Source organism: Arthrobacter sp. PGP41 (genome assembly GCF_002953935.1).
GTDB lineage: Bacteria > Actinomycetota > Actinomycetes > Actinomycetales > Micrococcaceae > Arthrobacter.
In genome coordinates this window covers 781,844-793,907 of the sequence record NZ_CP026514.1, presented here as the reverse complement: position 1 = coordinate 793,907, position 12,064 = coordinate 781,844, and the positions used below count along the sequence as shown (strand labels likewise).

At 63.6% G+C, this 12,064-nt stretch carries 12 protein-coding genes, 1 tRNA gene and 1 riboswitch; of the genes, 3 read left to right on the top strand and 10 right to left on the bottom strand.

Annotated elements, in window-relative coordinates:
- Window positions 1–40: 40 nt before the first annotated feature.
- A riboswitch (glycine riboswitch) is annotated at window positions 41–139 on the bottom strand.
- A 210-nt stretch (window positions 140–349) separates the two neighbouring features.
- Window positions 350–829 (bottom strand): Dps family protein, encoded by a 480-nt coding sequence (locus tag C3B78_RS03695; protein WP_104996866.1) that lies wholly within the window; start codon window positions 827–829, stop codon window positions 350–352.
- Between the two features lie 221 nt (window positions 830–1,050).
- On the opposite strand from C3B78_RS03695, the gene C3B78_RS03690 reads away from it, so the two are divergent.
- Complete coding sequence (locus C3B78_RS03690; RefSeq protein ID WP_104996865.1) at window positions 1,051–2,607, top strand: APC family permease; 1,557 nt, start codon at window positions 1,051–1,053, stop codon at window positions 2,605–2,607.
- Between the two features lie 102 nt (window positions 2,608–2,709).
- Here C3B78_RS03690 and C3B78_RS03685 read toward each other — a convergent pair whose 3' ends face one another.
- The 3 genes from C3B78_RS03685 to C3B78_RS03675 form a co-directional block, all read right to left on the bottom strand.
- Window positions 2,710–3,258, bottom strand: a complete 549-nt coding sequence (locus C3B78_RS03685) for an AMIN-like domain-containing (lipo)protein (protein ID WP_104996864.1) — start codon at window positions 3,256–3,258, stop codon at window positions 2,710–2,712.
- Between the two features lie 294 nt (window positions 3,259–3,552).
- Window positions 3,553–3,855: a DUF4193 domain-containing protein gene (locus C3B78_RS03680; protein ID WP_066280293.1), complete on the bottom strand. Its 303-nt coding sequence runs from the start codon at window positions 3,853–3,855 to the stop codon at window positions 3,553–3,555.
- Between the two features lie 92 nt (window positions 3,856–3,947).
- The gene (locus C3B78_RS03675; RefSeq protein WP_104996863.1) at window positions 3,948–4,151 is read right to left on the bottom strand and encodes a hypothetical protein; all 204 of its coding nucleotides are present in this window, start codon (window positions 4,149–4,151) and stop codon (window positions 3,948–3,950) included.
- A gap of 145 nt (window positions 4,152–4,296) precedes the next feature.
- On the opposite strand from C3B78_RS03675, the gene C3B78_RS03670 reads away from it, so the two are divergent.
- A complete protein-coding gene (locus C3B78_RS03670) occupies window positions 4,297–4,644 on the top strand; it encodes a hypothetical protein (protein WP_104996862.1) in 348 nt (115 codons plus the stop codon).
- Window positions 4,645–4,672: 28 nt separating this feature from the next.
- On the opposite strand, the gene C3B78_RS03665 is transcribed toward C3B78_RS03670, so the two are convergent.
- From C3B78_RS03665 to C3B78_RS03645, 6 genes are all read right to left on the bottom strand, one after another.
- Window positions 4,673–5,929: an MFS transporter gene (locus C3B78_RS03665; RefSeq protein WP_104996861.1), complete on the bottom strand. Its 1,257-nt coding sequence runs from the start codon at window positions 5,927–5,929 to the stop codon at window positions 4,673–4,675.
- Between the two features lie 11 nt (window positions 5,930–5,940).
- Entirely contained in the window at window positions 5,941–8,112 is a 2,172-nt protein-coding gene (locus C3B78_RS03660) for an elongation factor G-like protein EF-G2 (RefSeq protein WP_104996860.1), read from the bottom strand.
- 98 nt (window positions 8,113–8,210) lie between these two features.
- Window positions 8,211–8,636, bottom strand: a complete 426-nt coding sequence (locus tag C3B78_RS03655; protein WP_104996859.1) for a ChaB family protein — start codon at window positions 8,634–8,636, stop codon at window positions 8,211–8,213.
- Window positions 8,637–8,712: 76 nt separating this feature from the next.
- Window positions 8,713–8,798 (bottom strand) — tRNA-Tyr (locus C3B78_RS19605).
- 223 nt (window positions 8,799–9,021) lie between these two features.
- A complete protein-coding gene (locus C3B78_RS03650) occupies window positions 9,022–9,870 on the bottom strand; it encodes a hypothetical protein (protein ID WP_104996858.1) in 849 nt (282 codons plus the stop codon).
- 128 nt (window positions 9,871–9,998) lie between these two features.
- Entirely contained in the window at window positions 9,999–10,862 is an 864-nt protein-coding gene (locus C3B78_RS03645) for a TIGR02391 family protein (protein WP_104996857.1), read from the bottom strand.
- 151 nt (window positions 10,863–11,013) lie between these two features.
- Between C3B78_RS03645 and C3B78_RS03640 the strand changes: the two genes are divergently transcribed.
- Window positions 11,014–12,003 (top strand): hypothetical protein, encoded by a 990-nt coding sequence (locus tag C3B78_RS03640; RefSeq protein ID WP_104996856.1) that lies wholly within the window; start codon window positions 11,014–11,016, stop codon window positions 12,001–12,003.
- The last annotated feature ends 61 nt before the right edge of the window (window positions 12,004–12,064 follow it).

Genomic DNA, 12,064 nt, shown 5'->3' with positions numbered 1-12,064 from the left:
CGGACCTCGAAGCGGACGCCGTGCTGCTTTCCAGAGGTGCCTCGCCGCGGCGGTACATGGGCCTGTGAGATTCCTGGGGAGGTATTGCTCCTACGGCGCCTGCTTGTACCTTCTGGCAGAACTCTCCCGCCGCAGATCAAAGGCTATTCATTTGGGTTGTCTTTGCGCACCGGTAACGGCCCGCACACAGCCCAATTCTCCTATGCCGCGGGCCCGGGGGCAAATGTCAGCCAGCCCCGCAGCCGCTCCAGAGCTGGCACCGTGACCGCAGCCTGGGAACAGGCTGAAAACGGCGCCCGGCGCCGGACAGTACGTCCGGTGCCGGGCGCTTGGCCTGGGCCAGGCGTGGCTACTTGGAGTCGGGGGCAGTAACGCTCGCGGTGGGCTTCATGGTTTCAGCATTGACCATCCAGGCGAACTGCTCCAGCTTGGCGATGAACTCGTGCAGCAGGTCGGCGGTGGTGGGATCCTCTTCATCCACCTCATCGTGAACCTTGCGCATGGTGCCAACGGCGGCCTCAAGGGCGGCCACGATCCGCTCGATCGCGTCCTTGGTGCTGATCAGGCCTTCCGGGAACTGGGCCAGGCTGGTGGACCCGGCCACGGTGGAGCTGCGGCCATCCGGCAGGGCGTGGAGGGCCCGCATCCGCTCGGCGGTGTCGTCGGCGAACTGGCGGGCAGCGTCAACGATCTCATCCAGTTGCAGGTGCAGGTCGCGGAAGTTGGTTCCCACAATGTTCCAGTGTGCCTGCTTGCCTTGGATGTGCAGTTCGATCAGGTCCGCGAGCACGGCCTGCAGGTTGTTGGTCAGTGTCGGTGAAGCTTTCATGCATCCTCCTCAATTGGTCCAGTAAGCCCGACGCTACCAGCACCAGCCGGCACGGCGGAGGGCCGGCAGGGAATTTCTCAGTGAGCTTACTAAATCGCTCACATCCGAAATAAAAGAACAGCGTTCATTATTTTCCTTGCTTCCAGGACCGTGTATCGACATACTAAATGAACGTCATTCATATAGTGACCGCCGTCTCAACTTCTCCAGAAAGTGGTGCCATGACCGAGACCATCCGCACCAGCACATCCGCCCATGGTTCCGGGAGTGCCTCGCCGGCAACCGCCGGCACCAGCCCCAAGGGACTGAAGGGCGGTCAGCTGGGACTCCTCGCCGTCGTCGTCCTGGGGATTTCCACCATCGCCCCGGCCTATACGCTGACCAGCGCCCTGGGCCCCACGGTCAATGAAGCCGGGCTCCAACTGCCCGTCATCTTCCTGATCGGTTTCATCCCCATGATCCTGGTCTCCCTCGCCTACCGGGAACTCAACGCCGATTCCCCGGACAGCGGCACCACCTTCACCTGGGTTACCAAGGCCTTCGGCCCGTGGGTTGGCTGGATGGGCGGGTGGGGCCTGCTGGCGGCCAACATCATTGTGCTCTCCAACCTCGCGGGAGTCGCCGTCGACTTCTTCTATCTTTTCCTTTCGCAGCTGACGGGCTCGCCGGAGCTCGCCGAGCTGGCGGCAAACAAGGCAGTGAACGTGCTGACCTGCTTTGTGTTTGTGGCCCTGGCCGTCTGGGTCAGCTACCGCGGCCTCCACACCACCAAGCTGGTGCAGTACTGCCTGGTGGGATTCCAGCTGGTTGTCCTGGGCCTCTTTGTTGGCATGGCCTTTGCCAACTGGTCAGCCTCTGACACTGCCATCCCGTTCAGCTGGGAGTGGTTCGACGTCACCAGGATCGAGACCTTCGGGCAGATCGCTGCAGGCATCTCACTGTCCATTTTTGTGTACTGGGGCTGGGACGTCTGCCTGACCGTCAATGAGGAAACGTCCAACGGCAAGAGGACGGCGGGCCTGGCCGGGACCCTGACTGCCGTGATCGTCCTGGCGATCTACCTGACGGTGAGCATCGCCACCATGATGTTCGCCGGTGTCGGTGATACCGGCAACGGCCTGAACAACACCGAGATCCACGAAAACATCTTCACGGCACTGGCCTCCCCCATCATGGGTCCGTTCGCCATCCTCATGTCCATGGCGGTGCTGTCCAGCTCTGCCGCGTCCCTTCAGTCCACGTTCATGTCGCCGTCCCGCAGCCTGCTGGCCATGGGGTACTACGGTGCGCTTCCGGAGCCGTTCAGCAGGGTCAGCAGGAAGTTTGCGACGCCGGGCTTCGCCACGGTTGCCGCCGGCATCATGTCCGCGGGCTTCTACGCCGTGATGCACGTGGTCAGCGAGAACGTCCTCAATGACACCATCCTGGCGCTCGGGCTGATGATCTGCTTCTACTACGGCCTCACCGCCCTGGCCTGCGCCTGGTACTTCCGCCACAGTGTCTTCAGCAGCCTGCGCCACTTCCTCCTCCGCCTGGTGTGCCCGGTGCTGGGCGGCGTGGGCCTGTTCGTGGTGTTCCTGCAGACCGCCGTGGACAGCTGGGCGCCCGAGTTCGGCAGCGGCTCCGAAGTGTTCGGGGTGGGGCTGGTCTTTGTCCTGGGCGTCGGCATCCTGGCATCCGGCGCCGTGGTCATGCTCATCATGGCCAGGGTCCGCCCCGGCTTCTTCCGCGGCGGGACGCTTAGGCGCGATACCCCTGCGCTTGTGGTCCCGGAGTAAGGGTCCGGAGCCCGTTACCGCGGACGAAAAAAGGTGCCGTTCCCCGCATAACGGGGGAACGGCACCTTCGGTGTTGATCGGCTGGCTGCTTACTGCCCGCCGTCACCAGTAATGCGCTACGTCAACCACCAGGCGCGACCCGGAGCCCGGCCCGTCCAGGGTGAAGACCCGGAACGGCAGGCGGGCCCGTACGCCCAGTCCGATGCTGGTGTAGCCCTCGTAGCTGCCGGCAAAAACCACCTGGCGGAAGGTCTGGTAGCGGGCAACGTTGGAGAGTTCAGCCTGGTCGGACGGGGTGTAGGTGGAGTTGTAGTCGCCGTCGTAGGCGGGCGCGTTCACTGTCACCTGCAGCCGCGCGTTTCCCCGGACGGGGATGGCGAAGCCGGACCCGTCCTGGACTATCTGGGGAACGTACCGCACGGTATAACCCGCAACGGCGCCGTGGAGGTCCACCACCATCCTGTCGAAGCAGTAGTGCTGCCCGGTCCGGACGTTGGTGACGGTGGCGGTGCTCATGCTTTGGTCGGCCTTGGCCAAAGACCCCCATACGAGCCCGCAATAGGATGTGGAAGCGGAGGCGGGCCCCGGGACCACGATTCCCAGCCCGGCCGCCAGGAGGATGGCAGCCAGCCAGGTGTAGAACTTTTTCATTTTGGAGCCACCCATGTTGTGGAGCGAATGGATAGCTCAAGCGTAGGAGCCTTTGCGGCGCGAAACGAGGCTTGTTGCCGCTTCGCCACGTAACCGTTAACCCGCCGCACCCTGCATCACGCCCATGTATAGCAGGGGCCGAAACAGGGCCCACGCGGGTCCGTTTGGAACCCGTTCCGTGTTCTTTTGGCAGTGTTCCGGCACCTTGCCGTTACCGGGATAACGACGGCGGCAGGAGACAGGACGCGCCGGTCACCCGAGGGGGTGGCCGGCGCCGGCAATCAGGAAAAGGAGTCAGCCTTCGCAGTCGCGGCAGTACTTCATGCCGTTCTTTTCCCGGGCAACCTGGGAGCGGTGGCGGACAAGGAAGCATGACGAACAGGTGAACTCATCGGACTGCTCGGGAACAACAATGACCGTCAGTTCCTCGTTGGAAAGATCCGCACCCGGCAGGTCAATGCCCTCGGCGGTATCGTTCTCATCGACGTCAATGACCGCGGTCTGGGCGTTGCCGCCGCGCGAGGCCTGGAGGGCCTCCAGCGAGTCAGCCGGAGATTCTTCTTCCTGCTTGCGTGGGGCATCGTAATCGGTAGCCATAGCGTGTTCACTTTCGTTGCTGCGCAGCACCATTTCAGGCACCTCAGTGAAGCAGTTTAGGGCATTATCCCGTTACCGGCGCAATACTGTGCTCAACCAGACATTTCTGCACGCTTCGCCAGGGATTCCCCATGGCTCCGCCGGGCGTGATCTCCCCCAACAGCCACTCCGCTCAACGCCGGAAGCCATCCCCAGCGCGCGGCGTCAGCCATGGCATCGGCCGCCTGCCCGCCCGTCTCGTAGGCAAACGTGCTAATGAGCCAGGTGCGGAGCCGGAGGAGGATGTCTGCGAGCATGCCTGAAACCTACGCAGGGATTGTTGTGCCCGTGTTTCACCGCGGTCTCGCTGGCGTTAATCCGTAGCGGATTCCGTTGGCACCGTTCTACGCTGGAAACCCTCCGGCCGGCTGCGGCCGGAGCCCCGCTCTGGAAGGACGCAGGATGGCAGTAAGGCTGAACCGGAAGGCACTCTCACACGCCCGCAAGCTCATTGAGGCAGGAAAGGTCCAGCGCGATGTCCGGGATGACTGGAGTGAACACGCGCCCTCCACAGAGCAGGAGAACTCGTTCATCGACAAGCACGGTTTCGGGACCTTCGCAGACTGGCACCTTGGCCGGGATGATGACAAGTCGGAGGGGACCAAAGGCAGCGTGAGCTTCCCGTTCGGGGACTTCAACAAAGTCCACCGCTGCGCTGTCATCTCGCTGGAAAGCAGGGCGGCGCAGCACGGGCATGAGGACATTAGGGACGCGGCGAAAAAGCTGCTCGAACTGATGGACTCGGACTGAGGAAATTTTCCACCGTACCGGGGCGCTGCTAGGGCGCTGCCCGCGTTGTGTCCGAGGCCGTGTCCGCCTGCGAGCGCTGCCGGCGGCTGAGCAGGATAAAGGGGGCGGCAATCAGTTGCACTGCCCCGCCCACGGCCAGTGAAGCCGGGTAGCCGTAGAGGTCCGCGGCCCGGCCCAGCATCGGCTGCACCACCACTCCCCCGGCCGAGCCCATCAGGGAATCGAAGCTCAGCACTGTGGCGCGCTGCTTCGAGGCAATCATGTCGTTCAGGTACGCCTGCCTAACGGGGGTGCCGGCCGAGGACACCACGGCCCAGAGTGCCAGGAGCACCAACGCCAGCCAGAAGGCGCTGGTGAACATGAGCACCACCAGGATGAGTGCACTGGCCACGTTGGTGGCGATCAGCACGCTGGTCCGCCGCTTGACCAGCCTCCGGATGCGGGGCGCCATCCATCCGCCGACGACGTCGGCTCCTGCCACGAGGGCCGCAGCCAGGCCTGCTATGGCGTAGGCGCGCGGGTCTCCGAAGAGCTGAAGCAGGTAGGGCTGCAGGGCATAGAAAACGTAGATGCCCACTCCTTCGGTGAAGGGTGCGGCCAGCATGATGAAGCGGACGGGCGGGTTCTTCAGCCCGTTGTCCACCGAGGCACGCAAGACTGCCCGGGTGGCCCGCAGCGGGTGGGCCGAACGCTCAGGTGTGAAGCCGACGTCATGCATGAGCAGGAAGGCCACGGCAAACATGGCACCGAGCACACCCACCCGGACGAGGAACGGAACCCCGAGGTTGGTGGCCTGCGCAATGACCCCGCCTGCCACGGAGCCCGCCAGCATGGCAACGCCGGAGACCATCTGCCCCCGGCCAAGCACCGTTTCCAGCCCGCCTTCGTAGCCGGAGAAACGCAGGGCGTCCACCAGCCAGGCCTCCACTGCGCCGGAGAAGAAAGTGAAGCCCAGGCCCAGCAGGACCGAGACGACGGCCCACCACCAGAACGGGGCCGAAAACTGCCACAGGAGGAAGTACAGGAAGGTGGACCCGGCCAGCGTGAGGGTGCCCAGCAGGAACGAAACCCGGCGGCCCCAGCTGTCCGCCACCACTCCGGTGGGCACCTCGAACAGCACCATGCCGGCGGTGAAGAAGGCATTCGCGGCAAAGGCCTCCAGGTTGCTCAGCCCCGCATCCAGCAAAAAGAGCGTGTTGATGCCCCAGATGAACGAGGCCGCCAAAGTGTTTCCCAGGGTAAGCGTCAGATAGACGCGCTGGATCTTCCTGGCTGCGTCGTTCATGGCAGGTGCGGCTACGGGGTGCTGAAGCTGGCGGGTACCGGATCATGCCGGAGGTACCGGCGGCGGAACCGCCCGGATCCCGCGGTGAGGGCCCGCAAATCCACGGCGTACCGCAGCAGTTCCTGGTCCGGGACCTCAGCGCTGATTTCAGTCAGGCCGTCACCTGAGGAGGTGGTTCCGGTGAGCCTGCCGCGGCGGGCGGACAGATCGCTCATCACGGATCCCACGTGCTCGTCCGTCACAGTGATGACCACCGATGACACCGGCTCCAGGAGTTGGATCCGCCCTGCTGCGGCCGCCTCGCGCAACGCCAGCGCCCCGGCCGCCTGGAATGCGGCATCGGAAGAATCAACGCTGTGCGCTTTGCCTCCCGTGAGCGTCACCCGCAGGTCCACCACGGGGAAGCCCGCGCTGACACCCTTTTCCATCTGGGCGCGGACGCCCTTCTCCACGGACGGGATGAACGTCCCCGGGATCACGCCGCCCACCGTCTTGTCCACGAATTCGAAGCCACCGCCGCGGGGCAGGGGTTCCACGTCGATGTCGCAGACGGCATATTGCCCGTGGCCGCCGGACTGCTTGACGTGCCGGCCATGGCCGGCGGCGGCGGCCGCAAATGTTTCACGCAAGGGCGTCACCACTTCCACCGTATGCAGCTTCACGCCCTGGTCCCGCAACCTGTCCAGCACCACCTCGGCGTGGGCCTCCCCCATGCACCAAAGGACAAGCTGATGCGTTTCCTGGTTCCGTTCCACCCGCAAGGTGGGATCGCCGGCGGCGATCTTCCCGAGGCTGCGCGCCAGGGCGTCCTCGTCACTTCGCGAATCAGCCTCCACGGCCACGGGCAGCAGCGGCTCGGGCATCTCCCAGGTGGCCAGCAGCAGCGGCTGGTCCCGGCCGGAAATGGTGTCTCCGGTTTCGGCGCTTCCCAGTTTCGCCACCGCGCAGATGTCCCCCGCCACGCAATGCGGGACAGGCCGCAGCGAGGCACCCAGCGGTGAGTAGAGGTGCGTAACGCGCTCGTCCGTGTCGTGGTCCTGGTGCCCGCGGTCGGCCAGGCCCTGGCCGGTGACGTGCACCGGGGCGTCCTCCCGGAGCGTGCCGGAGAAAACCCGGACCAGGCAGATCCGCCCCAGAAACGGGTCGATGGAGGTGCGGACCACCTCTGCCGCCAACTGGCCCCCGGGGTCGCAGGACAGGGGGCCGGCAGGCGCGCCCGCCAGATCCGTCACCTCAGGCACCCGGCCGTCCGACGGAGGCGGGAAGGCCCGGACCAGGACCTCCACCAGTTCCGCGGTCCCCAGTCCGGTGACGGCCGACGTGGACAGGACGGGGAAGAAGGACCCGCGCTCGACAGCGGTTTCCAGGTCGGCGACGAGGACGTCGGTTTCGATGTCTTCGCCTTCCAGGTAGCGGTCCATCAGGGTCTCGTCTTCGCTCTCGCCGATGATCCCCTCGATGAGGTCCCCCCTGGCGGCACCGTGGGCCGCCAGTTCGTCCGCATTCGCTGTTCGCGTCGTTGCGGACGGCTCTCCGGACGAGTAATCGCTGACCGTCCCGGACAGCAGGCCCAGCAGGCCGGTGACCTCAGCGCCCGCCCGCACCGGAACGTAAAGCGGAAGGACGCCCTCGCCGAAGGACTTCCGGCAGGCGGCCAGGACGCCGTCGTAATCTGCCCGCGGGTGGTCCATGCGGGTGATGGCGACAGCGCGGGGCAGGCGCATGTGCTCGCATTCATCCCACAGCGCCGTGGTGGTGGCGTCGATCCCGTCTACAGCGGACACCACGAACAGGGCGGCGTCCGCGGCGCGGAGTCCTGCGCGGAGTTCGCCGATGAAATCCGGGTAGCCCGGGGTGTCCAGGAGGTTCACTTTGATGCCGTCAACCAGCAGCGGCACCAGAGACAGGGTCACTGAGCGCTGCTGGTGCACCGCAGCGGGGTCCGAATCACTGACGGTGGTCCCGTCCGGAATGGATCCTTTGCGGGTGATCATGCCGTTGGCAGCGAGCAGCGCCTCGATCAGCATGGTCTTTCCGGCACCTGAATGGCCTACGAGCGCCACGTTCCGGATTTTGGCGGGCTCCTCGGCTGCGATTCCGGCGGAGGCATCCGCGCGTCGGGACTCGGGTCCGTTCCTTCCGGCCGCTGTCCTGGCTGAGTCCTTGGTGCCTCTGACCGACATGGGAACCTCCTGGCGCCTTCGCCATCCAACCGGGCTGAACGTGTCCTCTGATTCGACACCCTGCAGGGGCTGTACGGCAAGGGCAGGCAGAAGGGAAATTACGAGCCGCGGGCCTTCCTGGTAGCCGTATCATTGGCCTTCTGGATGGCTTTGACCAGTTGGTCCTTATCCATCTTGGAACGGCCGTCGATGTGCAACTCCCGCGCGAGCTTGTAGAGATGTTCCTTCGAGGCGTTCGCGTTCACGCCGCCCGCGCTGGGCTCGGAGGACCGCACGCCCCCTTCGGCCCGTTTGTCCGAGGGGCCGCGTTTTTCCTTCGGCTCCCAGTGGTCGCCCACCTTCTCGTAGCTGTGCTTCAGCGAGGCGTAGGCCGCCCGGGCGGCCCGCTGCTCGTCGTGGTCGTAGCTCTCGAGGGCTGAATCGTAGGTTTTGGCGAACGTGTCCTGGGCCTTCCGCCCGGAGCGCTGCAGTGTCGAGGGAAGCTCGTCCTTGCGGGCGTGGCCGTTCTTTCCGGTCTTGGGCATGGCACCCACACTCCTTTTATCAGCAGGCTGACGATCCGGATAAGACCAGCTTAGCCGTGCCGGGAGGAGAAGGTAGTGGAGCCCCCTGTCGGATTCGAACCGACGACCCCCGCTTTACAAGGAGGAGTATCCGGGGTGTTCCCGGCGGTGCCCTGAACCGGCCCGTGACCAGCGATTTTGCAACTGTTGATGTCGAAATCGTACCCGCGTGTTCCCTGCACTTCCCGTTCATAGCGTGTCGTAAACGTGTCGTCCATGGCGCTGCCCCGTTGCACTGGCCCCTTGCCACCGTTGAGATCTTTTTCGCGGGCCCCTTTGCCTGGACCACGGCAAGGGTGCGCCAGTGCGTTCTGTAATGCATTTCGGGCGTGAGGGCTTCTCCCAATTAAGATCCCACCTGTCCACCCCTTAAGCGCGGTACCTCTTTCGTCCTTTCGACTCTCAGCGGCACATACTCGCCATCGGCTCGACTTCCCCTGAGAATCGTCCCGAGCTCAGCCAAGGGCTCACAGTCGAGCAGCGACGGGTTCTTCTCAAGCATCAAGGTGATGGTCTCCCCGACCTGCTGCGCCGTAAGTGCCCCCATTGCGGCTGTCAAGCCGGCTGGAGCACCGTCCTCGATTTTGGCATTGAGCAGCATTCTCATTTGCTCTTCACTAAATGCCCTGGCCAGTAGAGCCCCAACAAAGCGTTCCCGTGCCTCTGCGCTGCCCATGCGGGCTCGATAGTCTTGGAACGCAACTTCCAGTTCTGTCGAGGAATCTGCACGCACAGGTTCAGTCGCGGGAACCATTTCAGCAGGGGCGGCCCCGCGCTCGACATTCCGAGTTCCGATGAATCTGTTCCACGTCGACTTCATAGTCAGGAGCGCAGTATCGCTCGTTGACTTCATGGCCGGAATCGCTACGTCATGCAACCATCTCTTGACGTGCGGCGTAGCTGCAGCCGCCAGCGTCGCAACGATGATTCCAAGGCGAAGCAGGGCCTCAAGCGCCTCGGCGAGTTCCTCGTCTGTAAGCTCGCGGCCTTCTGCTGCTCCCGGGTCCGAAACATACACGTACTGAATGTTCGGCGAACCGGCGTCGTCCTCGTCGGGCTCGAATAGCTCCGCATGACCAACGAGATCGTTCGTTTCATTGTCAAAGAGATGCGCGCGGTACGCACCATCAGTGTCTCTTGAAAACCCGAGATGCTGTCCGTCGGGAACTTCGACATCGAATCTTTTCCTAGCCATTTGTCGCCTTCAATTTGTCGTGGTGCCAGACGAGTACGTCATGCAAGCGGATTCCCAGCCTTCCGGCACTCCAGGACCTGCATGCGCTGCTGCCGGGCGGGCGCGATAAATTCCCCAGGAGCCATGCTTCACTGGACGGGATCATTCTCGAAGCGGTCTATCTGGCACTGGTCGAGCAGATGGGCAAGAAAGCTGTAGGCGGCAAGGCGCTCCATTGCTTGCTGCTCGGTGAGCTCGTCTCGAGTGTGGGTAGTAACATTCCGGACGGTCAGGTTCAGGCCGGTGGCCAGAGCGTTCAATGATTTTGCAAGGGGTTCAAGCCCACCCCGCATACTCTTGGCCGTCTTGTCGTCGGCGGGGCCGGGCCAAGCGAGTTTGGGTTTGCCCTCAACCGCCTCGCCTGCTGACAGGGTCTGTTGCCAGAACACAGTGTCGTCTACATCGTTGCGTTTGAGCTTCTGCTTCCAATAAACGGTCAGCCCTTCAGCGGCTTCGCGTACAGCCACTCGGTACTGGTGAGTTGTCCAGTGTGCAGCTGCCCCCGCCCAGATGACGGGGTGAAGCTGAGCGGGTGAAAAGCTGGGCAGACTCGAGTCCGCGGTGGCTTGCGCGTCGGTTAGCAATGCCTCGAGTCGGCCTTTGACGTTCGCCATCGTCATTCGAATATCGCGTGGTGCTAGCGGAGCCTTAGGTGATGACATGAATGACCAGTTGGAAATTGGGTCGATGACACCAAGCCCTCCAACAGAAATGAACGCCCCAGTGACTGCGACTGCGCGTGCGGCCAACCCTGCGGCCTCTGCCACATCGAGTTCAAGGCGGCGTACGAGATCAGGGTCTTGTCCGTCTTTGGCCCATACGGTTGGAAGAAGACCACGAGAAGAAAGGTGGTCAGATTCTTGTTGCGTTTCCATCCATGCGCCGAAGGCCGTTTCAAAGCGTCGAACCGCGTCGAGTAAGCGTCGTAGATAATCCTCGCCGTAATCGCTCAAATCATTCCCCTTGTGATTACCCAGCTCGCAGTTGATGTTCTCGTGCTTCAGCTTATGCGGACGGGCGCTGACACCGGCATGTAGGACTGTCTTTCTGGGTCGGCGGACGCGCCTTCGAGGGAGCCGGATCGGCAGCACATAGGCTGGTCGGATGGATACTCCCAGCCGTGGCTACGCAGAAGGGTCCGAGAATGCCGAGTGGCCATTCGGCGACAGCTTTCGGAGCCACGGCGACCTGGCGGCACATCTCCACCAAGTTGGCCGGCGGCACGCCCGGCGCGCGCTGAAGCTGTACACGTCAATGGATGAGTTCGAGATGTTGGACGCAGCCTTCAGCGTGGGGTCGGCCGTTGAGCTTCTCGCCAAGTCACTTCTCGCTTCCGTCTCACCCACGTTGCTGTTGTCCGCCACTCCCGACGTCGGGTCGATCCTGAAGTTCTCTGGAGCAACAGCTCCCGGATTTAACCGGCCGGACGCGGTTACGGTGAAGTCCTTGGACGCCGGCAAGAGCATCGAGCGATTGAAGCAGCTTAAGATGGCGCCGCCCTGGCTCCCCGCCGACAACGCAGTCTTTTGGGTCCGCAACGGGTCAGCCCACATGGGAGTGGTGGACCAGAACACGCTGCGGTCGGCGGTGCGTCCCATGGTTCGCTTCGCTGAGTTCGTGCGGCGTCACTACGGCCGGCCGGCCGACCGATGGTGGGGTGCAGAACTGGATGAGCTGGCGCACGGCATCGCCCGTGCTGAAGTCGAGCAGTCGGAGGAGATCGTCCACGCCAAGATCGCCGCGGCGAAGCTGCGCCTGAGGGAACTTCGGGAAAGTCTGCCGGCTTCCTCAGCGGAGACGATCCTGAAAGCGATGTCCGGGCGTTCGCGCACGTTCATCGAGCACGACGAAGATCAGAAGTGCCCGGCCTGCGGATACACCGGAAAAGCCATCGGAGTGATCCTTGAGTACGGGATCGACGCGGATCATTACGACGGTGGCGTCACGTACTACAGCCGGATGGGTGTCACGCATTTTGAGTGCAGCGTTTGCGACCTCGAACTCACCGATGAACTGGAAGTGATGGCGGCAGGTCTCCCCACCGAGATCGACTACGTGGACGAGGACTACGAGCCGGAGCCCTGGCCCGAATAGAACTAGAGGCAGGGTGGCGCGTCACCGCCTACATGATCTGGAACTGCTAAGAACGATTGAC